The sequence below is a fragment of the Halomonas sp. 3F2F genome, assembly GCF_014897805.1.
Lineage (GTDB): Bacteria > Pseudomonadota > Gammaproteobacteria > Pseudomonadales > Halomonadaceae > Vreelandella.
On the sequence record NZ_JABUZE010000158.1, the window covers coordinates 32,778 to 55,604 of the forward strand.

A 22,827-nucleotide genomic window follows, 5' to 3' on the forward strand; every position below is an offset into this window, starting at 1 on the left:
TGTGGTGTTATCGGTTCAAAGCTGAACGTCAATTAGGCAGCCGCTTCTTTCGTCGCTTGATCGGTGGTAGTACGGCTCTTTTTACTCAGCTCTTCCGAGATGGCGGTAAAGAAGGCGTCCGAAGAGGCTTGATGAGGTTTGGTCATAAGGCTAACGCCAACAAACAGCACACTAGCGACCACAATGCCCCAAACGCCAGCGGGTAGGCCCAATAGAGAATTGCCAGTGGCATACATCAACAGCACAAAGGCGCTGGTGCCCACTACGCTTACCAGTGCACCGACGCCAGTACCGCGCTTCCAATAGAAGGCACCGGTAAGTGCCGGCACCATCGCTACCAGACCGGAGGAAGCGGCCACCGACAGCACTGCAATAAGGTCAAGCTGCAGCTCGGCAAAGGCCAGCGCCATTAGTGCGATCACTGGCACCACGAACTTGCCCACCAGCAGTTGGCGCTTTTCACTGACGTTCGGTTTGACGTTGGCATAGACGTCGCGGGAAACCATAGAGGCCAAGGTCAGCATGATCGAATCGATAGTAGAGACCGCAGCCGCCATGATGCCGATCATCACGATCACCCCTAATACTGGCGGTACAAACTCCGAGGCCAGCAGCGTAGGCGTGGCTAAATCTGCACTTGCAAGACTTGGGAATGCGGCTAAAGCAGAGAAGCCCCAAAGCACAGAGACCATGGTGTAGATAAAACCAAATACCAGGAAGCCAATCAGCATGTGGCGCATGGAGCGCAGCGAGGAAGGCATAAACAGGCGTTGACTGACCTGCGGGTTGGAAATGCTAAAGAAGAACCAGGGAATAGTAAGCCCCAGGAAAGTGACAAAGCTGAACAAGCCAGGGCCGGGCACCGTCAGCGACTGTGGATGTTCCGTTGCCAGCGTATCGAATAGTGCGCCGAAACCACCCAGGCCTTGGATCACCAAGAAGGCCACCAGGGTTGAGGCAACAATCATCATGATGGCCTGGAGCGAGTCGGTCCACATCACCGAACGAATGCCCGCGATATAGGAGAAGAAGATGGCAATGGCAGTGGCCAGTACCACCCCAGTCGTAAAAGTAATCGCGCCATCAGTAATCCCCTGTAACAGGTAACCGACACCTGCGAGCTGAACGGCTGAATAGGGAATCAGGAAGATACAACTGGCAATCGAGACAGCCATGGCCACATGTTTGCTGTTGTAGCGGTGGCCCAACATTTCGCTGGGGGTGACAAAGCCAAACTTCTTGCCCACCGCCCAGAATTTTGGCCCGAAGATAGCCACAAGCGATACACCGGCAAAATAGATGATTTCAAAACCGAGCGCTCCCACGCCGCCGGCATAGGTAAGACCTGCCAAGCCCACCATCATAAAAGCACTGTAGGTAGTGGCACTGTAACTCAGCGCCGAGACAAAGCCGTTCATTTGTCGGTTACCCAGGAAGTATCCCGACATACTTTCGGAAGGGCCTTGGCGAGACATGATCGCAATGCCAATAGCGATCAATAAATAGATGGCAATGGACCACCAGATGAGTGACTCAGTCATTGCTGTGCTCCTCAAAATCTTTAGTGATAAACACATTCAGCGCAATGATGATCAGCCCTGCCAACATCCAAAACAGGAAGCTGCCGTACCAGAACGCGACCCCGCTTAGGAGGGTGTAAGGCACTAGGTAGCTCAGCAGGACAACTGCCCATACTAGCCATATCCATTTACTGCGTTTCATAATCCACCTCGTTTTATTACGTCAGGGAGTAGAGTGAGTGTTGTTGTAGTGAGGCTGGCGTAACTCTGTGATGCGTTGTTTTACTTGTTGCCAAGGTGCTTTCTCAGGAGCAAAGCGCGCTCGGAGATAGGTCGTCAAATCAGCGACCTGGGTATTACTAAAGCTGTCGGCAAAGCCTGGCATGCTGCCGATACCGGGGACGTGTTCGGCATGAACACCGCCCAAAATTGACTGAATAACGTTATCGGGATGGTCGCTGTGCAAATTGGTATTCAGCGCCAGATTAGTGCTCGCCCTCGAAAAGGTAGGAACGCCAGAATCGACATGGCACGCCGCACAGGCGCCCTCGAAGAGCCGCTCCCCTGCCTCCAGCCCTGTTGAGCTAACGGCTGTACTGGTTACGCGCTGCGTAGCGTCCGCCATCGCCGCATCGCTATTCCCGGTTGGTGCCTGCATTTGGGCGGCCACATAGTGAGCAATCGCCCGCACATCGTATTCAGGTAGCTCCGCCAACCCCGCTACCACCGGGGCCATAGGGCCAGAGGCAACGCCGTGAAACTCAGATTCACCGTGGCGCAGATAGTCGTAGAGCGATGCTTCACTCCACGGGATGGGCGCACGCGACAGCGTATTAAGCGGTGGTGCTTCCCAACCATCTACAAAGGCACCGGCAAAATACGCCTCGCCGTTTTTCTCAGCCCCCATGGCATTGCGGGGACTATGGCAGGCGCTGCAGTGGCCCAACCCTTCGGCGAGATAGGCTCCCCGGTTATACAGTTCGCTTTGCATGGGGTCAGGCTGGAAAGGGGTTGCATCGTGATAAAGCGTATTCCAGCCTGCCATTAAGCTACGCACGCTGAAGGGGAACGTGAGCGCATTGGCGTTTTTTTCAGTCGCGACAGGAGGTTGAGCCATTAAGTAGGCGTAAAGCGCCTGTAAATCGGCATCACTGGTCTTGGCAAACGCCGTATAGGGAAACGCGGGATACAGGTGGCTGCCATCACGGCTAATGCCATGGCGCATGGCGCGTTCAAAGGCTGCGTAAGACCACTGACCAATCCCCGTCGCCTCATCCGGAGTAATGTTAGTGCTGTAGAGCGTCCCGAAAGGGGTTTCAAATTCACGCCCACCGGCATTGGTCACGCCACCCTCTGTGGTATGACACGCCGCGCAGTCGCCTGCAGCCGCCACGAGTCGCCCGCGTTCAATGGTCTCGGCGGAATAAAGGTTGGCGGCTGGCCGTGAGACAGGCGCAATGGCCCCTTTCCACGGCCACGCCACGGCCGCAGTGCCCGCAATGGTGGTAAACGCTGCAGCGGCTAACCAGCGACGTTTCACTGACCGCGTCGGTTTCAATGTAGATGGGCGCCCTGCCTCCTCGATGGACGAAGCTTCGAGTGCCTGGCGCACACGTTTGGCGGTAAACGGTGGTTGGCGAAAACGCAGGCCGGTGGCATCAAAAAGCGCATTGGCGATTACCGCAACACCCGGCGATAGCTCCGCACCGCTTAATACATCTTTACTGACGCTGTGATTAACACCCTCCTCAGCAGGGCTTGACGAAGAAGCGCTGGTTGGTAAGCCCGCTGAATAGTCACTTTTCGTTAGCGTACGACTGCCGTCACCCCACTCGTCGAAACTGGGCGCTTGCCCCAAAAGGGGGCGCGCTTCGCCCAATACCCGGGCCTGTAGCGTTTGCTGAAGGCGATCAGTATCCACATCAGGGCCAGCGTCCTGCCCCACCACCAAACGGGTAAGCTGAACATCACCGGTAACACGATTGACCTCAACATCGGCAATCCAGGCAGAGCGCACTCCCGATTCCACGCGCTGATTCCGATCGGGCAACTGCGAGTAGGCAAAGCCCCGCCCGCGCAGTAGATCCTGGGGTAAAGCGTCCGCTGATGGATTGGATGCCCTTGGCCATTCGGCCCGTTTAGCCACGGACTCTATCAACTCTATGCCACGGGCATCGTCAAGATGGCGAAGCCGCAGCGCGACAGGGTCTTGGTCGCTCTCGCGGGCAACCTCATCTAAAAAAGACTCCCGCGCAAACGTCTGCTGTATCCCCATCAAGGTGGCATTAGTGGAGAGTGACGCTGGCTGGGAGCGTGCGGCAAGGTATTGGTCGCGAAATACATAGGGCGAGAATGGCGTTGTGTCTTGCTCACCGGTGGTGGCCTCAGCGCTAGCGGTGGTTATCGCGGCCCTACCGCTTAACAGCAACCCTACGCCAGCCACCTCCCCCGTGAGGTTGGCCTGCTGATAGTGATAACGGGCTATCTCACCACTACTGGCAATGTCTGCGTTTAGGCTAATTCGCTGCGCTTGGCCTAATGCCTGAGCGTCCTTGGCGTAGTGGGCATCGAGCCAAACGGCTACCGGGCCGCCCACCGTCCGCGACATCAGCGCCGCATCCACGGCGGCATCGTCACCGCTGTGGCGACCCAGCCCTGAGGCCTGATTTGATGCGTGCTTACCGTCGGCGCTGTAAAGCTCAATCTGGCTAATATCCAGCGCGGTTAACCGGCTTAAATCCTGTTTCAGCGCCGCAGGGGTGACGGTTTGCCCCCACACGCTCAATTGTTGGTCGCGACAATCGGCAATTACCCAACTGGGGTGATTGCCCCAGCGCATGCGACTCGGCCAGCCATACGCATGGTTCGAATGCATGGACGACTGGTTAGGCTTTACAAGAGGCGACTCAGAGGGCCCTTGACCTCCTTCAGGCACTTTTTCGGATGCCTGGTGAACGGCCTGCCACTCAATCTTCAACTGTTTAGCGGCGTCGGTCGCCAAGGCCAAACTATCGGCAACCACCGCCACAAAATTCCCGTCCACCACGACTTCAATAGAGCCAGAGAGTGAGGCAATGCTACTGCGATCGACGCCAACCAAGCGATCACTCTCAAAACGCTCGCCATTCCACCGGTAGTAAGGTGGACGCACCACGACACCAAAACGTGCCTTCTCTAGCAGCGCGGGGATGTCGGCCTGTTTTTGCTGGCCATGGAGCACCGCCCCTTCACTCATGAGAAGCCTCCTGCAACGCGGCCGCGTTAATAACCACGGCACGCTCCGCTGCCTGGAGAATTTCAACATGGGTGCCACATCGGCAGAGGTTATGCTCTAAAGCGGTGCGAATCTGATGCGCAGAGGGGTGGGCATTATGATTTAGCAACGCACGAATAGTGATGATCATACCGTTCAAACAGTAGCCACACTGGGCTGCCTGAGCATCGATAAAGGCTTGCTGTACAGGATCAAGCTCATCGCCATGGGAAAGACCATCAAGGGTGGTTACCTCATGACCAACAGCAGCAGACACGGGCAGCACGCAGGTGCGTGCGGCCATGCCATCAATCAATACGCTGCATGCCCCACACTCACCCAAACCACAGCCATACTTAGGCCCATTGAGCGCTAGGTCGTTACGCAGCACATTGAGCAATGGTGTCTGTGGCGGCACGGCCAACTCGTGTTCGTGCCCATTGATAGTTAGCTTTAGCGTCATAGGGGATCATCATCGTTATTGTTAAGCCCGCCCTCTTGCTCTGAATAGGGCTTGGATATGACTTAGATATTACTAATAAGTACTGCCTGCCAAACACGCTTCGTAGCACCTTCATCCAGCCTATTTTCATCTCCCTTTCATATACGGCCAATCGACTTGCACCAGCTAAGTGCAGAGCTAACACCCACCGAGCACTAAAGGTGTGTACGCTATAAAAACAAGCCTAATAAACGTATAGCACTCAATGGATGCGTTTTTCAAGTTTTTGCATAAAACCAAAAAAACAGCTGTAAATACATTAAATTCATATATTTAAATAAAAACACCGCTTTTTTTTCGTTTAAAAATAATTTCAAAACTAATTCTTGACCAAAAAATAAATGGTGTATACGTTGTTTTATAGCATTCGCGAACGCATGCAGAAACGAGTGATAGGCGAATAAAACAGCGAGGAAACCAGAATATGAACAATAAACCCACCATAGCCGTTATTGGCGCGGGCCTTGGCGGCGCCGCTGCAGGCGCGCTACTGCAGAAAGCGGGTTACCCCACCAAGGTGTACGAACAGGCACCCGCGTTTGCGCGCCTTGGGGCAGGCATTCACCTTGGCCCCAACGTGATGAAAGTAATGCGCCGCATTGGCATTGAAGAGAAGCTCAATACCATGGGCTCACACCCCGATTACTGGTTCAGCCGCAACGGCATGACCGGCGAGTACCAGTCTCGTATCCCGCTAGGCGAGTTTGCGCGCGAAAACTATGGCGCAGCCTATATCACCGTACACCGTGGCGATCTGCACGAATTAATGGTCAGCACGCTCGACCAGGACAATCTTTATTTCGATAAGCGCCTGGTCGATGTCGACGACAGCGGCGACAAGGTCGTCATGACCTTCGCTGACGGTACGACAGAAGAGGCCGACCTGGTGATCGGCGCCGATGGGGTCAATTCGCGACTGCGCGAGAAGCTGCTGGGTCCGGAGGCGCCAATCTATAGCGGCTGGGTTGCTCACCGAGCCATTATCTCTGCCGAAAAACTCAAGGCATACGACCTGGATTTCGAAGCCTGCGTGAAGTGGTGGTCGGAAGACCGCCACATGATGGTCTACTTCGTGACCGGCGACGAGAAGGAGTATTACTACGTGACTGGCGTGCCTGAACCCGACTGGAGCCACGGCACTTCCTTCGTCGACAGCTCCCGGGAAGAGATGCGCAAAGCATTCGAGGGTTACCATCCCACCGTACAAGCACTAATTGACTGCACTGAAACCGTTACCAAATGGCCCTTGCTGGAGCGCAACCCGCTGCCACTGTGGCATGAAAATCGACTGGTGCTGCTGGGCGATGCCTGCCACCCGATGAAGCCTCATATGGCCCAGGGCGCGGCCATGGCCATTGAAGACGCCGCCATGCTGGTACGCTGCCTGGAAGAAGTGGGCGCCAAAAACTACCAGCAAGCATTCGAACTTTACCGCACCAACCGTTTTGAACGCGCTTCGCGGGTTCAGCAGGTTTCCCACGACAATACCTGGTTACGGGAAGACGAAGACCCGGCCTGGGTATTCGCCTATGACCCCTTTGAAGTACCGCTGAAGCAACCCACCAGTCAAGGGAGCCCAGCATGAGCAGCACCTATCTCTATGGCGCCAACGTACACGCCAATGGAATTCGTCAGCACTACCTGCGCTTTGGTGACAGCGCCGAGACAGCGCGCCAGCCGCTGGTGCTAATCCCCGGCATCACCAGCCCGGCGATTACCTGGGGCTTTGTGGCCGAGCGCCTGGGCCAGCACTTCGACACTTATGTGCTGGATGTCCGTGGGCGTGGCTTGTCGTCCACCGGGCCTGAACTTGCTTATGACACCGACACCTGTGCCAACGATGTGATCGCCTTTATTGATGCGCTCGGTTTAAGCAACGTCATTCTGGCGGGCCACTCCATGGGGGCGCGCTTTGCGCTGCGCGCCATGAATCGCGGCGCCAAGGGCATCGACAAACTGGTACTTATCGACCCACCGGTTTCAGGGCCAGGGCGCCGTGAGTACCCCAGCAAGCTGCCCTGGTATGTAGACTCGATTCGCGACTGCACCCGGGGCGCAGACATCGAAACCATGCGCCACTACTGCCCCACCTGGAGCGACGAGCAGCTGCGGTTACGCGCCGAGTGGTTACACACTTGCTTTGAGCCCGCCATTGTTCAGGCGTTTGAAGAGTTCCACAGCGTCGATATCCACCAGGACTTCCCCGCTATCAAAGTGCCCACGCTACTGATGTGTGCAGGCAAGGGCGGGGTTATCCAGGATGAAGACCGCGCTGAGATTCTCGACCTGTTGCCGACCATTCGCATCACAACCGCGGTACAGGCGGGCCATATGATTCCTTGGGATGACTTCGACGGCTTTTTTGCCGCGTTTGAAGACTTCCTGGGCACACAACTCTAACCAAGGCCAATAATCATGACTCAGAGCACCAAGACCTACCGCATCGGCCAAATCGTCCCCAGCTCCAATATCACCATGGAGACCGAAATACCCGCCATGCTTACGGCGCGGCAGTTAATCCGCCCGGAGCGCTTTACCTTCCACTCCAGCCGCATGCGTATGAAAACCGTCAGCAAGGACGAGCTGGCCGCGATGGATGCGGAGTCTGACCGCTGTGCCTTGGAGCTCTCCGATGCAGCAGTGGATGTGATGGGGTATGCCTGCCTGGTTGCCATTATGGCGATGGGGCCCGGCTACCACCGAGCGTCGCAAAAGCGTTTGCGCAGCCGCACCGAAGAGAATGGCTGCGACACGCCGGTGGTCACCAGCGCCGGTGCGCTGGTTGATGCCCTGGGTGTGATGAAAGCCAAACGTGTGGTGGTAGTGGCGCCTTACATGAAGCCGCTGACCGAAATGGTGGTCGACTACATCCGTCAGGAAGGCATTGAGGTGCTCGACTACCGGGCGCTTGAGATCCCCAATAACCTGGATGTCGCTCGCCACGATCCCGCCAATCTCCCCGAAATCGTCGCCAGCCTCGATTTAAGTAACGTGGATGCGATCGTCTTGTCGGCCTGTGTACAAATGCCATCGCTACCGGCCGTTGCCAAGGTTGAAGCCCTGACCGGTAAGCCAGTGGTGACCGCAGCTATCGCGACCACCTACGCCATGCTCAAGGCACTCGACCTGGAACCCATCGTACCGGGCGCGGGTGCTCTCTTGTCAGGGGCTTACTAACGAGATCAGGTGCTGATTAACGATCTAGAGTGCTGATTAAGGAGACGACCATGTCGCAGCACAATACTGATAATACGGCCTCGGACAACTACAAGGGCGTGTGGGATGGACGCATTGGCTTTGGCAAAAGGCCCGCACTGCTGGTGGTTGATTTTATGCAAGGCTACACCACGCCAGGCTCGCCGCTATTTGCCCAGGGCGTGGTGGATGCGGTGGCCAATATGCCACCGCTACTCAATACCGCACGGCGCACTGGCACGCCAGTCATCCACACCAACATCCTTTATCACGCCCCGGATCAAATTGATGGTGGCATTTGGGTCAAGAAGTCGCCGGTAATGCGGGCGATGGTGGCGGGCAACCCTTACGCCGAGTTCTGCCCCGAGGTGGCCCCCCATCAAGATGAGCTGATAATGACCAAGCAGTACGCCAGCGCCTTCTTTGGTACTTCGCTTGCCTTCACGCTGGTCGCCATGGGCGTCGATACGCTGATCATTACCGGCTGTTCCACCAGCGGCTGCATTCGCGCCACCGCCGTTGACGGCGTACAGCACGGCTTTCGGGTGATGGTGGTACGTGATTGCGTGGGCGATCGCCACCCCGCGCCCCATGAAGCCAACCTGTTTGATATCGATAGCAAATATGGGGATGTAATTAGACTGGATGAAACACTGGGTTACTTAATGAAGCGTTAGGAGTGCCCGAAAACGCAAGTGAAGCGGGCACCTCAGCTGTGTCATCCGTCCGCGTTCATTTTTTCCAGCAGGTGCATTAAAGCAACCCGCTCTGCCGGATTGAGATTTTTCATGGTCTGATCGCTAATTTGCTTGGCACTGGGCACCATGCCCTCGACTAATGTCTCCCCAGGCTCGGTGATCACTACCATGACTTTGCGTTGATCATTGGGGTCGGTGGTGAGCGAGATCCACTCACGTGCTTTAAGGCGTTTAATGACGCCACGGATGGTGGCTGGATCAATCGCCGTGGCGTTAACGATGTCGGTTAACGAGCTGGGACCTCGCTCCATCACCGTACACAGCGTGACAAACTGAATGGCCGTAAGCTGTTTATCACTGCTGTAGCGCTGAAAAATAGCCGTATGCCGCTGGTAGGCTTTACGCAGTAGATGGCCTACTTGCTCAGAAAAATCATACCCCTGCTCTGAAGGCGTGGGGTGCTCGCCGGAAGACGAGTGTTTGAGCGCACTATCCGTTGTCATTCCATCTCCTTAATCTATTAGCGACGACGTGTATCGAGTATGGCACTGGTTAACAAAATGATGCATCAACGTATTAAATACGGCTTGCGCTGGATCAATTCACCATGCTTTTATGGCGTACACGCTACAATTTTACCTTAGTTATTGCTCGTTGATCACCTCAAATTCATCTGCACTGATTACTTAAAACGCTAGCGTGGGAGGCAAGCATGGCCGATAAATCAGACTATACAAGAGAGTCACTGCTGTATGGATCTGATGTTCTGGTGATCTATCGCGACCCGGTTACACCCCCTAAGCCCGCGCCCGGACAGCCAGGTACACACTCAAACTTCACTCCCCATGAGCCTGAGATATTTATTGCCGTGCTGAGCGATAGCCACATCGTGGCTTTCAACGGCCACGTAGACTTGGGCACCGGTATACGCACGGCGCTCGCTCAAATTGTTGCGGAAGAGCTTAGCGTCGCGTTCGACAGCGTTACCATGGTGCTGGGCAACTCTGTTGAAGCCCCCAACCAAGGCCCCACTATTGCTAGTGCGTCGATTCAAATCACTGCCGAACCTCTACGCCGCGCGGCGGCTCAAGCGCGGGAGTATCTATTAACACTGGCAGCAAAGCACTTTGACACTGAGCGCTCACTACTTAGCTGCCAAAACGGCGCTATTATGCCCAGTGATGATAACCACTCATCCGTGAGCTTTGGAGAGTTGCTGCGGGGGACCCGTCATGCATTAAAGCTTACCGATGAGGTGCCGCTTAAGCCGGTCAGCCACTATACCCTGGTCGGCCAATCGACCTCTCGCGTGGATATACCCGCCAAGGCCACCGGGCAATTGACCTTTATCCACGACCTACGCCTGCCCGATATGCTGCATGGGCGAGTGATTCGCCCGCCTTATGTAGGCCATGATAACGGCGACTTTATTGGCAACAGTTTAATCGCGGTTGATGAAAGCTCCGTGGCACATTTGCCAGGCGTGGTCAGTGTCGTGGTGGTCGGTGACTTTGTTGGTGTGGTGGCCGAACGTGAAGAACAGGCTGCTGCCGCAGCCAAACAGCTCAAGATCCAGTGGCGCCCCATCGAAGGCTTGCCTCAGTTGGACAACATAGAGCAAGCACTGCTCGACTTACCCAACAAGCAGCGCATACTCCTCGATGAGGGTGATCTCGACAATGCGCTAGCCGCCGCGCAATATCCGCTCAATCGTCACTATGTGTGGCCTTTCCAGCTGCACGGCTCCATTGGCCCTTCGTGCTCCGTCGCCGATGCCAATGAAGATGGCCTGCACGTATGGTCGGGCACCCAAAATCCACACAGCCTGCGCGCCGATCTCGCCCGCCTTACCGGTTTAGACGAAGGCGTTATCACCATTACCCGCATGGAAACCTCGGGCTGCTATGGGCGCAATTGCGCCGACGATGTTGGCGCGGATGCTGTACTACTCTCTCAGGCGGTTGGCCGCCCCGTCCGTGTGCAACTCACCCGTGAGCAGGAGCACACCTGGGAGCCTAAAGGAGCTGCTCAGTATATGGCGATCCAGGGCGGTTTAAATGCAGATGGCAGCCCGGCAGGCTATCGCTTTAATACGCGCTACCCCTCTAACAGTGCGCCCACCCTGGCACTACTGCTAACCGGTGCTGCCTCGCCTATTGATATCCCCTTTGAGATGGGAGATAGAACGTCGGTGCCACCCTACCGCTACCCTCATCGCCAAATAGTCTGCGACGACGTCCCGACTCTGGTGCGCGCCTCCTGGCTACGTGGCGTCTCGGCATTGCCCAGCACCTTCGCCCACGAAAGCTATATTGATGAGCTTGCCTATTTAGCAAATGAAGATCCAGTCACCTACCGGTTGCGCTATTTAGCCGATAATCGCGCTTGCGAACTTGTCGAAGCGTTAGCCGAACGTGCGAACTGGAAGCCCAGCATCGCTAACACCAACCCAAGAAGCGAGGGTGAGTGGCGCTACGGCCGAGGCTTCGCTTACGCCCAGTACGTGCATAGCAAATTCCCCGGCTTTGGCGCCGCGCTCGCCGCCTGGGTAATTGAGCTTAAAGTCAATGTGAAGAGTGGACGGATTGTCGTCGAGAATTTATATGTAGGTCAGGATGCGGGCTTAATGGTGAACCCCGCAGGCGTTCGCCATCAGGTGCATGGCAATGTGATCCAAATGCTCAGCCGCACGTTAAAGGAGCGGGTGACCTTTGAGGATGGTTTACCGACCAGCAAAGAGTGGGGCGGCTACCCTATTCTGCGTTTCTCGGAGCTCCCCCCCATCAACGTCATGCTGCTTGATCGTCCAGAACTGCCGCCACTCGGCGTAGGCGAGTCCGCCTCACTGCCCGGCGCTCCTGCGATTGCCAACGCGCTTTTTGATGCCACGGGGGTGCGCTTTACCCATCCTCCTTTTACCCCTGACACCATTCGCGACGCGCTGAAAGCATCCCATCGATTCCCGATGGAGGCGGCTAGTTAATGCAACACCTTGATCTACAGGTTATCGAACGCGCATTGAAATGGGCCAACCAGGGGCTGACTATTTGGTTGTGTACGGTGCTAAAAACCTTTGGCTCGGCACCCCGGGAGCCGGGTGCCATGCTAGTAGCATGTTCGACAGGCGACTATCTGGGGTCACTGTCGGGCGGCTGTGTCGAAGAGGACTTTATCACCAGGCTTCAAACGGGAGCGTTCAACGAACCGGTTCAGCGGGTGCGCTATGGCGGTGACGCTGGTTCAGCGAATATTCGTTTACCCTGCGGTGGTAGCCTTGAAGTGCTGGTTGAACGGCTAGCGCCCAACACCGAAAACCTCACTCACCTAGAAGTGGTGCATGCCACGCTACTGGGTCGCCAACCGCTAACCCGCTGTATCAAATTGGATGGCAGCGGCAAGCGCTTTAACCCCTCGAAGAACACCGAGCCCACCGTTATTTTTGATACCGCTAGCGTCAATATTCGCATAGGCCCTGCGCTACGGCTGATTATCGCGGGGATCTCCTCCGTCTCTGCGCCCTGTGCGCTGTTTGCCCAAACGCTTGGTTTTGAAGTGATTGTCTGTGAACCCAGGGACGAAGTCCGAAAAAATTTCGATGTACCCGGCATAGAAGTGCAGGCCGTTCTACCTTCGGTGTTTATTTCATCAGGTGGCTGCCATGCCAATACCGCCATTGTTGCCTTGACCCATGACCCGCGTATTGATGATTTAGCCATGATCGAAGCCGTCCGTACGAATGCATTTTACATTGGGGTCATGGGTTCTCATCAGACCTCACAACAACGTGCAGAGCGGCTGCTGCGCTCTGGCGGCCTAACAAGTGCCCAAGTAGCACGAATTAACATGCCCATTGGGCTTAATTTAGGCAGCAAAACACCTGCTGAAATTGCGTTAGCCGTCATGGCCAATATTCACCGCATTTATCGTGGAAAAACACGTCATGAGCTGTAGTGATATCATCGTGATTGTCATGGCGGCTGGCCAGTCTCGTCGTTTTGGTAGCGATAAAAGAATTGCTAAATTAAGCAATGGAAAGACACTACTGACCTCCACGTTGTTAACTATTCAGAAGCACTTTCCAAACATTATCGTTGTGCTTAGAGAAGATGATAAGGCTCAATCACTCGGTCTTTCTCCAATCACGCCAACGCTGGTTAGCCCGCGCAGTCATTTAGGACTTGGATACAGCATTAGCGATGCTTTCAAATATCTATGCTCAGACGAAAAATTTAATAATTACCGATCCGCGGCGATTTGGCTTGCCGATCTCCCTTGGGTGACTCAAAAAACGTGTAAGTTATTAGCAGACATGTCTAGCGCAGAAAATATCGTTCAGCCAACACACCTACAGATCCCAGGCCACCCGGTTATTTTTGGTAGAAGATTTTGGGAACATATCGCTGACTTAAGCCACCCCAACGGCGCATCCGCTATTCTCCAGCGGTATAGTAATCATATTGTAAAAATTTCACTCAATGATCCTGGTGTATGCTATGACATTGATACTCCAGACAATTTATTTCCACCCTTCTGACATGCTAACTATGACGATATTATAAAAAGAGACCGTCAACTAAGACGGCCTCCCTTTCCACTATTGAAGCTGATCTAGCCGTCATATCAATGGCTTTTCACACCATATTTAAGCGCTCGTAGACCTTTACTGGCTCTACAATTTCGAGGCAGACAACGCTACAACCTGACCCAACCGATCATTCCGAGTAGCTGGTTGATAGGCGCCCTTTATTGAGCGCCTGATCAATCGCTACTGCCTTCAGTCAAAGCTTACTGGCTAACTCGCTTTATATGGGTTTCCGGGCGGCTCAACCGGCAAGTGGCGTACTTGAACTCTGGAATCTTTCCATATGGATCCAGCGCTGGGTTAGTGAGTAGATTCGCCGCCGCTTCCTCGTAGCAGAAAGGCACGAAAACCATCCCCTCGGGCATGCCCGGATCCGTCCTGACCTTGAGGGTAATGGCCCCTCGCCGGGTGGTGATCGTTAGGTCATCGCCTGGCGCCAACCCCAGCCGGATAAGCTCAGCGGGCGCCAAGCTCGCCACGGCTTCTGGCTCCAGGTCATCGAGCACTTTGGCGCGGCGGGTCATGGATCCGGTATGCCAGTGTTCTAACTGACGACCAGTGGTCAGCACCGTCGGATAGTCGTTATCTACCGGCTCATCCGGTGGCAGCGGACGCGTAGGCGCGAACTTCGCCCGGCCACTGGCCGTAGGGAAGACCTCGCTGAAGACTACGTCTTGCCCCGGTGCGTCCTCCGCTGGGCATGGGTAGGTCACTGACTGCTCACGCTCCAAACGCTCCCAAGAAATATGGTCGAGAGAGGCCATACCTTGCTTCATCTCGGCGAACACGTCCTGCGGGTGCTGGTATTTCCAGTCGAGACCGAAGCGTTTAGCCATTTCCTGGATAATCCACCAGTCCGGCTTGGCCTGGCCCGGCAGCGGCAACGCCGCACGCCCCATCTGCACTTGCCGATTGGTGTTGGTGACGGTGCCGTCCTTCTCAGGCCAAGCAGAGGCAGGCAGAATGACATCGGCGAACTGAGCGGTTTCAGTGACAAAAAGATCCTGTACCACCAGATGTTCCAGCTTGGCCAACGCGGCCCGGGCATGGGCCAGATCTGGATCGGACATCGCCGGATTTTCACCCTGGATATACATGCCGCGAATGGTGCCCGCAGCGATAGCATCCATAATTTCCACCACGGTGAGACCCGGCGTGGGATCCAGCTTGGTATTCCACAGCTCTTCGAAAGCACTGCGTACCTGCGCATCGCTAACCGGCTGGTAGTCCGGCATCACCATGGGAATCAGGCCGGCATCAGATGCCCCTTGAACATTGTTCTGCCCCCGCAGAGGGTGCAAGCCAGTCCCAGGTCGACCTGTCTGGCCGCAAGCCAGCGCCAGCGAGATCAAACAACGGGCGTTGTCGGTCCCATGGGTATGCTGAGAAATGCCCATGCCCCAGAAAATCATTGCCCGCTCGGCGTTGGCATAAAGCCTAGCCACTTCGCGAATGGTCTCTGGCTCAACACCGCACAAACCACTCATCGCTTCTGGGGTCATGTCCACCGTATGCGTTTTGAGCGCCTCAAAGCCTTCGGTATGCTCGGCGATATAGGCCGTGTCATAAAGTTCTTCGCTGATGATCACATTGAGCATGGCATTAAACAGCGCCACATCCGTACCCAGTGAAAAGCGAACGCTGCGATGGGCGTAGGCATCCAACGCCTGACCACGGGGATCGAGTATCACTATCTTGGTACCGCGCTTGGCGGCCTGTTTAAAGAAGGTGGCCGCCACCGGATGGTTTACCGCGGGATTACAGCCGGTAAGAATCACTACATCGGCCTGACTGGCCTGCATAAAGGAAGCGGTTACCGAACCGGAGCCGATACACTCCATGAGCGCTGCTACCGAACTGGCGTGGCACAAGCGGGTACAGTGATCCACATGGTTGGAGCCAAATCCGGTACGCACCAGCTTCTGGAACAGCCACGCCTCTTCGTTGGAGCACTTGGCACTGCCGAACCCCGCCAAGGCATCAGGGCCATGATTCACTTTAAGGTTCACAAGCCCGCTGGCAGCCACCTCAAGGGCTTCGTCCCAGCTCGCCTTGCGGAAATGTGTCAGGGGCTGGGCGGGGTCGAAATCTGGATCGATTCCCTTTGCGATACCCTCACGACGAATCAGCGGGGTAACAAGCCGAGATGGATGGCGCGGATAGTCATAGCCGAAGCGACCTTTAACACAGAGTCGGTTCTCGTTTGAAGGACCGTCGCGCCCCTCCACATAAAGGATCTTATCGTCTTTGATATGGTAGGTAAGCTGACAGCCAACCCCGCAGTAGGGACATACTGAGTCAACCTTACGGTCAGCCACAGCAGAGTCTCCGTGCCCTTGCTCATCCACTAGGGTGGCAGGCATTAAAGCCCCCGTGGGGCAGGCTTGAACACACTCGCCACAAGCAACACAGGTGCTGTCTCCCATGGGGTCGTCGAAATCAAATACGATCTTAGACGCCGCCCCACGGTGAGCCATACCAATAACATCGTTAACCTGTACTTCACGACAGGCGCGCACACACAGATTGCACTCAATGCAGGCATCAAGGTTAACGCGCATGGCAGAGTGGCTGCTGTCTTGCTCCAGGCTACCCACCCTAGGCGACACATGGTGCACGGTAGCCGTCTCACGCTCTTCGCGCTTGGGCAGCTTGCGGCGCACCGCCGTAGCATCAATGGCCAACTGGTCAGCCATGGCCCAGAAATGGCTTGAGCTGTCGGGGCTCTCTTCGCGCTCAGGCTGGTCGACCAGCAGCATTTCCATGACCATCTTGCGGGCCGTGCGCGCGCGTTCAGAGCTGGCACTATTAACCACCATACCGGGCGCCGCTTCGCGCAGACAGCTTGCGGCCAAGGTGCGCTCGCCCTCGATTTCCACCATACAAGCACGGCAGTTGCCGTCGGCGCGATAGCCGCTGGCATCCTTGAAACACAGATGCGGAATGGTCTCGCCGGCACGCTTGGCGACTTGCCAGAGGGTTTCACCGGGGTAAGCGCTGACGTCAACGCCATCCAGGGTCAGGGTAAAGCTTTGGTTTAAGCTCTGTTCACTCATGCTGATCTCCCTTATCCCTTGACGATAACGTTCTGGGCAGCCAGTTCACTGCGAAAATCCTTGAGCAAGCCCAATACTGGGTTAGGTGCCGCCTGTCCCAGCCCGCAAATAGAGGCATCTATCATCACTTGGGAAAGCTGCGTCATAAGCCCAGCATCCCATTCATTACGCTCAAGCAGGGTGAGCATTTTTTCGGTTCCCACCCGACACGGCGTGCATTGGCCACAGGACTCATCGGCAAAGAAAGCTAGTAGGTTGGTAGCAACCCCGCGCAGATTGTCCTGATCAGAAAGCACGATCACCGCAGCGGAACCGATAAAACAGCCGTGCTCCTGGAGAGTGTCAAAGTCGAGAGGAATATTGGCTTTAGTGGCGGGCAGAATGCCGCCAGAGGCGCCACCAGGCAGATAAGCCGCCAAGCGGTGACCTTCCGCCATGCCGCCACAATACTCGTCAATTAACTCGCTTAGCGTGATGCCAGCAGGCGCCAGATAAACGCCAGGCTGCTTAACGCGCCCCGAAACCGAGAAACTGCGCAGCCCCACGCGGCCATGGCGGCCCTGACTGGAGAAAGACTCAGCGCCGCGCTGCCAGATCATCGGAATCCAGTAGACGGTCTCGACGTTATTGACCAGCGTTGGGCGGTCAAAGAGTCCTTTCTGAGCCACAAACGGAGGACGATGGCGGGGCTTGCCCGGCTTGCCTTCCAGGGACTCAATCATCGCCGACTCTTCGCCGCAGATGTAAGCACCCGCTCCGCGGCGCAGCACGATATATCCCGGCGCCACTAGGCCAGCGCCTTCAAGCTCGCCAATTGCCTCGCGCAGCACGACATGTAACGCTGGATACTCATCGCGTAGGTAGATATACAGCGCCTCGGCGTCTACCGCCCAAGCACTGACCAAGGCACCTTCAAGAAACTGGTGCGGCGAACGCTCCAGATAATAACGGTCCTTAAAGGTACCGGGTTCGCCCTCGTCGGCATTGATGGCACAGTAGCGGGGACCAGCCTCCTGACGCACAAAGTGCCATTTCTTAAAAGTAGGAAAACCCGCGCCCCCTAAACCGCGAAGGTTGGCCTGCTGCACCGCTTCCATCAGTGCTTCGACCGTTACTTCCCCGTTGCGGCAGGCCTGGAGCAATGCAAAACCACCCTCGCCGCGATAGCTATCAAGTCGTTGCCAATCGATAGGTGCAGGGTGAGTGTCGTCGCCATCGATAGCTGCCTGAACTTGAGCCGCATCGGCTCGACCCAAGTGGTGATGGCCGACCTCCACGACGGGCGCTGTGTCGCAGCGCCCCATGCATGGCGCGCGCAACACCCGCACTTGCTCGATATCGACGTTTGCTTCCAACTGCGCTTTAAGCGCCTCAGCGCCAGCTAACTGGCAAGCCAGAGAGTCACAAACGCGGATGGTCAACGCCGGGGGCACTTCCTGGTCTTCATGGATGACATCGAAGTGAGCATAAAAGGTTGCTGTCTCATAGATCGCTGCCATAGGCAGGTTCATATAAGTTGCCAGGGCACGCAGGTCTGCCAACAACAAATGCCCTCGGGCATCCTGAAGAGCATGCAGATGCTCGATCAATAAATCGCGGCGGCGCAATGCGGCATCGTTGCGTTCATCGCCCAGCAGTTCACGCAATCCCTCAAGACGAATGGGATCGAGTTCACGGCCGCGGGGCTTGCCGCGAAAGCGGCGCTTGGGGGTCACGGTCTGGACGGTCATGGGTCACTCATTATTATTTTGATCGGCGTGATGCCGAATGAACGAAGACGGCACCCCGCGGGGTGCCGTCTAGGGTCTTACTATCAATCTTGAACTATCTATACCGAACTATCTACCTCGAACTATCTATCTCGTCTCCTCTACGGACGGGCAATTACTTCCGGCTTATGCAGGCACGCTGCCGTGGGGATCGATGACAAATTTCTTGGCGGCTCCGCCATCGAAGTCGGCATATCCTTGGGGCGCCTGATCCAGAGTGATCATCTGTACATTTACCGCATCGGCGATCTTAACTTTACCGAATAGAATAGCCTGCATCAGCGGGCGGTGGTACTTCATTACCGGGCACTGTCCGGTATGAAAACTGTGGGATTTGGCCCAGCCGAGGCCAAAGCGCATGCTCAAAGCACCCTGCTTAGCGGCATCATCAGCGGCACCTGGGTCTTCGGTCACATACAGGCCAGGAATACCGATTTGGCCGCCCGCGCGAGTTAGCGACATCGCCGAGTTCAGCACGGTCGCAGGTGCTTCTTTACCATGGTTGCAGCCGCAGGCGTGGGCCTCGAAACCAACACAATCGACAAAGGCATCGACTTCACGCTCGCCGAGAATCACCTCAATCTTGTCGGCCATGTCGCCGTCCTGGGTCAGGTCAATGGTCTCGCAGCCAAAGCTTCGCGCTTGAGCTAAACGGTCTTCGACCATATCGCCGACAATCACACAAGCCGCGCCAAGCAACTGCGCAGAAACTGCCGCCGCCAGACCCACAGGGCCAGCACCGGCAATGTAAACAGTGCTACCGGGGCCGACACCAGCAGTAACGCAACCGTGGAAGCCGGTGGGGAAGATATCGGACAGCAGGGTTAAATCTTTGATTTTCTCCATCGCTTGATCGGTGTCCGGGAACTTCAGCAGATTAAAGTCCGCGTAGGGAACCATGACATATTCGGTCTGGCCACCCACCCAGCCACCCATATCGACATAGCCGTAAGCAGCCCCTGGACGAGAGGGGTTCACATTTAGACAGATGCCGGTACGGCCTTCTTTACAGTTACGGCAGCGACCGCAGGCAATATTAAACGGCACCGAGACGAGATCGCCGGGCTGGATAAACTCGACGTCGCGACCACACTCGACCACCAAACCAGTGATTTCGTGACCCAGCACCAAGCCGGATGGCGCAGTGGTGCGGCCGCGCACCATATGCTGGTCGCTGCCACAGATATTGGTGGTGACGACTTTAAGAATGACGCCGTGCTCACACTTTCGATTACCGATGGCGAGCTCAGGATAGGCAATAGATTCGACGGCGACTTCACCCGGCCCTTTATAGACCACTCCGCGGTTGGCTGCATTCATGGCTAGCTCCTGTTGTTTATTGTTGTGCGCTTGATGGTGGATTGCGCTTTCCCACCCTATCCCCTCCGTGCCTAAGGACTTACCCCACAAAGGCACTCACATATCTATTCAAGACATCCTAGCCAAGACGAATAGCTAGAGGTCGCTTTCACGACACTCTTACCCTGAAACAGGCCCAACAATCCGTTGTGTCGGCGATGCGGGCGCATAGCCGATATCTAACAATAGCCACCAAGGACATCTAATGAAGAACAATGACGATCCTGTCCTGTCGCCCGGACAGGACAATACTCAGATAATGGGGTTAGATTTTCATAACCCCGTATTCCCACTCTCTGCTCTCGCCATTCTGCTATTCATTCTTTACGCACTGGTTTACCCGGATGCCGCTAACACGCACCTAGGGCTTGCCAAGAACTGGTCAATTGAACACTTTGACTGGCTGTTTATGATTGCAGGCAATACCTTTGTGGTGTTCTGCCTCGTACTGATCTGCTTGCCCCTCGGGCGAATTCGTTTGGGCGGCAGCGATGCCAAGCCGGAGTACTCGCGCACGTCCTGGTTCGCCATGCTTTTTGCGGCGGGTATGGGTATCGGCCTAATGTTCTGGAGCGTTGCTGAGCCAGTGGCCTATTACACCGACTGGTACGGTACGCCCCTCAACGCCCCCGCAGGCACGCCGGAAGGCGCTAGTGCTGCCATGGGCGCGACCATGTTTCATTGGGGGCTGCACCCGTGGGCAATCTACGCAGTTGTCGCACTCTCGCTGGCGTTCTTTGCCTATAATAAGGGCTTGCCACTCACGCTTCGCTCCGCCTTTTATCCACTTCTAGGTGAGCATACCCGCGGCTGGGCAGGTCATATCATCGATATTCTTGCCGTACTCGCCACCATTTTCGGCCTCGCCACCTCGCTTGGCTTTGGCGCTACCCAAGCGGCAGGTGGGCTCGCCTATCTGTTCGGCATCCCCAACACTATTGGCACTCAGCTGGCGATCATCCTAGTGGTCACGGTGATTGCACTATTCTCGGTATGGCGGGGTATCGACGGTGGCGTAAAGCTATTCTCAAACATTAATATGATCATCGCGGCGATACTGCTGCTATTCGTTGTGATAGCAGGCCCGACCCTGATGATATTGACAGGGATTGGCACCACAACGCTAGACTATGTAAGCCACCTTTTGCCGCTGTCGAACTGGATCGGACGCGAGGACGACACCTGGTACCACGGCTGGACCATCTTTTACTGGGCGTGGTGGATCTCCTGGTCTCCGTTTGTCGGCATGTTTATCGCTCGCGTCTCGCGTGGACGTACCGTTCGGGAGTTTCTAATTGCCGTACTGCTGGTACCAACGCTAGTCACGCTGGTTTGGATGAGCGCCTTCGGCGGTACAGCTCTTTTTCAGGCGACTAACGGCATTAGGCGAACTGGCCAACGGCATTGGTGATGTCTCACTCGCCATGTTCCATATGCTGGAACAGTTGCCTCTCACCAGCATAACGTCAACACTAGCCATTATCCTGGTGCTGGTTTTCTTCATCACTTCATCAGACTCCGGCTCGTTGGTAATCGATAACATCACCGCCGGTGGCAAAACCGATGCACCTAAGGGCCAGCGTGTTTTCTGGGCCGCACTTGAAGGCGTCATTGCTGGAGTGCTGCTGTATGGCGGCGGTAGCACCGCGCTCAGTGCGCTTCAGGCAGGCGCGGTAGCCACGGGGCTGCCCTTCACACTGGTACTATTAATGATGTGCGTCAGCCTTTACATAGGCCTTAATAAGGAGTGGCAACAACTTAACGCAATACCCAAAACCGCCAAGTAATCTCCCCCGCAACCGCCCGCCCAACCAGCGGGCGGTTGCTCTCTTTTACCGACCAGGAACCAAGACAATGCAGTCAAATTCTTACCAGCGCGGTCTGGCCATGGTGATACTGGGCGTGGTGTTCCTCAGTTTCGACGGTCTGCTGATCCGCCTAGCTAACACCGATGGCTGGACCATCGTATTCTGGCGCGGTTTCTTGATGTTCTGCGTGCTGGGAGTCCTGTGCTGTGTGGGTAATCGATTAGGGGCACTGAGAAGCCATCCGTTTTCGTCACTCGCCTCAGCGCTGCTGCTGGGTCTAATGTCGAGCCTCTTCGTCCTCGCAGTAATGAACGCCAATGTGGCCAACGTGGTAGTAATACTGAGCACAGCGCCACTGTTTGCCGCACTGTTTTCACGGGTTTTCCTACATGAAAAGGTGCCGCTAAGAACCTTGGTAGCCATTGCCGTCTGCATGCTGGGTATGGGTTTGGTGTTCTTGGGCGAAGGCGCCATGGGAATGCTGGCGGGTAACCTGTATGCCTTAACGGCTGCGGCGGCCATCGGCGGTAACCTGACCTTGCTACGCCGCTATCCCGCCATTGACCCCATGACGGTGATTGCTGGTGGCGGACTGCTCTCAGCAGCAATTGCTCTGCCCATGGCCTCGCCGCTGGCGCTTGATGCCGAGCGTTATGGCGTGCTGGCACTGATGGGGCTAGTGCAGATGCCTCTGGCCACGGTGCTGATCAATAGCGCCACCCGTTACCTGCCGTCTACCGAGGTGGCACTGTTTTACCTGGTGGAAACCGCATTGGGCACACTATGGGTGTGGTGGCTATTAGGCGAGACGCCAACGGCATCAACACTATTGGGCGGGGTCATCGTCATCACGGTGCTAGTACTACACGCCTGGATGGGGTTACATCTAGAAAGACAGCGCCTGCGGCTTTACCCTGGCTTTGCTGGCAAATAGGTCATAACAACATAGAAGAAGATAACGACAGAGAACGTAAAGACTTAAAACGTAAAGGCTTCGAAAATAAAGACTCAGAGATTAAATAATAGATAACAAGAAGCCCGCCAATAAAGGGCGGGCTTTAAGAGTGCTAACATGCCGTGATCAA

The 22,827-nt window shown here is 55.7% G+C and carries 16 protein-coding genes and 1 pseudogene; 9 read left to right on the top strand and 8 right to left on the bottom strand.

Annotation, left to right across the window (positions count from 1 at the left end):
• Nucleotides 1-32 precede the first annotated feature (32 nt).
• The 4 genes from INT21_RS16580 to INT21_RS16595 are packed head-to-tail and all read right to left on the bottom strand — an operon-like array spanning nt 33 to nt 5,236.
• Nucleotides 33-1,541, bottom strand: a complete 1,509-nt coding sequence (locus INT21_RS16580; RefSeq protein ID WP_193061712.1) for a sodium:solute symporter family protein — start codon at nt 1,539-1,541, stop codon at nt 33-35.
• Nucleotides 1,534-1,722 (bottom strand): hypothetical protein, encoded by a 189-nt coding sequence (locus INT21_RS16585; protein WP_089039321.1) that lies wholly within the window; start codon nt 1,720-1,722, stop codon nt 1,534-1,536. The genes INT21_RS16580 and INT21_RS16585 overlap by 8 nt, the downstream gene beginning before the upstream one ends.
• A 21-nt stretch (nt 1,723-1,743) precedes the next feature.
• Nucleotides 1,744-4,755 (bottom strand): c-type cytochrome, encoded by a 3,012-nt coding sequence (locus INT21_RS16590; RefSeq protein WP_226912909.1) that lies wholly within the window; start codon nt 4,753-4,755, stop codon nt 1,744-1,746.
• Complete coding sequence (locus tag INT21_RS16595; protein ID WP_193061714.1) at nt 4,748-5,236, bottom strand: (2Fe-2S)-binding protein; 489 nt, start codon at nt 5,234-5,236, stop codon at nt 4,748-4,750. The genes INT21_RS16590 and INT21_RS16595 overlap by 8 nt, the downstream gene beginning before the upstream one ends.
• A gap of 463 nt (nt 5,237-5,699) precedes the next feature.
• Between INT21_RS16595 and INT21_RS16600 the strand changes: the two genes are divergently transcribed.
• Genes INT21_RS16600 through INT21_RS16615 form a run of 4 tightly spaced genes read left to right on the top strand, consistent with a single transcriptional unit; the run spans nt 5,700 to nt 9,147 of the window.
• On the top strand, nt 5,700-6,860 hold the full coding sequence (locus INT21_RS16600) for an FAD-dependent monooxygenase (RefSeq protein WP_193061715.1): 1,161 nt from the start codon (nt 5,700-5,702) through the stop codon (nt 6,858-6,860).
• The gene (locus tag INT21_RS16605; RefSeq protein ID WP_193061716.1) at nt 6,857-7,675 is read left to right on the top strand and encodes an alpha/beta fold hydrolase; all 819 of its coding nucleotides are present in this window, start codon (nt 6,857-6,859) and stop codon (nt 7,673-7,675) included. Before INT21_RS16600 ends, INT21_RS16605 begins: the two co-directional genes overlap by 4 nt.
• A 15-nt stretch (nt 7,676-7,690) precedes the next feature.
• The gene (locus tag INT21_RS16610) at nt 7,691-8,452 is read left to right on the top strand and encodes a maleate cis-trans isomerase family protein (RefSeq protein WP_319022110.1); all 762 of its coding nucleotides are present in this window, start codon (nt 7,691-7,693) and stop codon (nt 8,450-8,452) included.
• 50 nt (nt 8,453-8,502) lie between these two features.
• Nucleotides 8,503-9,147 carry an N-carbamoylsarcosine amidohydrolase gene (locus INT21_RS16615; RefSeq protein ID WP_193061717.1) on the top strand — a complete coding sequence of 215 codons (645 nt, stop codon included), beginning with the start codon at nt 8,503-8,505 and terminating at the stop codon, nt 9,145-9,147.
• A gap of 41 nt (nt 9,148-9,188) precedes the next feature.
• On the opposite strand, the gene INT21_RS16620 is transcribed toward INT21_RS16615, so the two are convergent.
• On the bottom strand, nt 9,189-9,671 hold the full coding sequence (locus INT21_RS16620; protein ID WP_089039328.1) for a MarR family winged helix-turn-helix transcriptional regulator: 483 nt from the start codon (nt 9,669-9,671) through the stop codon (nt 9,189-9,191).
• 209 nt (nt 9,672-9,880) lie between these two features.
• On the opposite strand from INT21_RS16620, the gene INT21_RS16625 reads away from it, so the two are divergent.
• From INT21_RS16625 to INT21_RS16635, 3 genes are read left to right on the top strand one after another with little or no spacing between them, the layout of a single operon-like run.
• Nucleotides 9,881-12,151 carry a xanthine dehydrogenase family protein molybdopterin-binding subunit gene (locus INT21_RS16625; protein ID WP_193061718.1) on the top strand — a complete coding sequence of 757 codons (2,271 nt, stop codon included), beginning with the start codon at nt 9,881-9,883 and terminating at the stop codon, nt 12,149-12,151.
• The gene (locus tag INT21_RS16630) at nt 12,151-13,119 is read left to right on the top strand and encodes an XdhC family protein (protein WP_193061719.1); all 969 of its coding nucleotides are present in this window, start codon (nt 12,151-12,153) and stop codon (nt 13,117-13,119) included. The genes INT21_RS16625 and INT21_RS16630 overlap by 1 nt, the downstream gene beginning before the upstream one ends.
• Complete coding sequence (locus tag INT21_RS16635) at nt 13,109-13,702, top strand: nucleotidyltransferase family protein (RefSeq protein ID WP_193061720.1); 594 nt, start codon at nt 13,109-13,111, stop codon at nt 13,700-13,702. The genes INT21_RS16630 and INT21_RS16635 overlap by 11 nt, the downstream gene beginning before the upstream one ends.
• Nucleotides 13,703-13,953: 251 nt before the next feature.
• On the opposite strand, the gene fdhF is transcribed toward INT21_RS16635, so the two are convergent.
• From fdhF to fdhA, 3 genes are all read right to left on the bottom strand, one after another.
• Nucleotides 13,954-16,806, bottom strand: coding sequence for a formate dehydrogenase subunit alpha (gene fdhF / locus INT21_RS16640; protein WP_193085490.1), 2,853 nt, complete (start codon nt 16,804-16,806; stop codon nt 13,954-13,956).
• Nucleotides 16,807-16,817: 11 nt separating this feature from the next.
• Nucleotides 16,818-18,536, bottom strand: coding sequence for an NADH-ubiquinone oxidoreductase-F iron-sulfur binding region domain-containing protein (locus INT21_RS16645; protein ID WP_193061722.1), 1,719 nt, complete (start codon nt 18,534-18,536; stop codon nt 16,818-16,820).
• 165 nt (nt 18,537-18,701) lie between these two features.
• Nucleotides 18,702-19,895 carry a formaldehyde dehydrogenase, glutathione-independent gene (gene fdhA, locus INT21_RS16650; RefSeq protein ID WP_009724036.1) on the bottom strand — a complete coding sequence of 398 codons (1,194 nt, stop codon included), beginning with the start codon at nt 19,893-19,895 and terminating at the stop codon, nt 18,702-18,704.
• A gap of 244 nt (nt 19,896-20,139) precedes the next feature.
• Here fdhA and INT21_RS16655 point away from each other — a divergent pair.
• Nucleotides 20,140-21,721 (top strand): annotated as a pseudogene (locus tag INT21_RS16655) (BCCT family transporter).
• A 67-nt stretch (nt 21,722-21,788) separates the two neighbouring features.
• Nucleotides 21,789-22,676, top strand: coding sequence for a DMT family transporter (locus INT21_RS16660; RefSeq protein ID WP_089039336.1), 888 nt, complete (start codon nt 21,789-21,791; stop codon nt 22,674-22,676).
• The last annotated feature ends 151 nt before the right edge of the window (nt 22,677-22,827 follow it).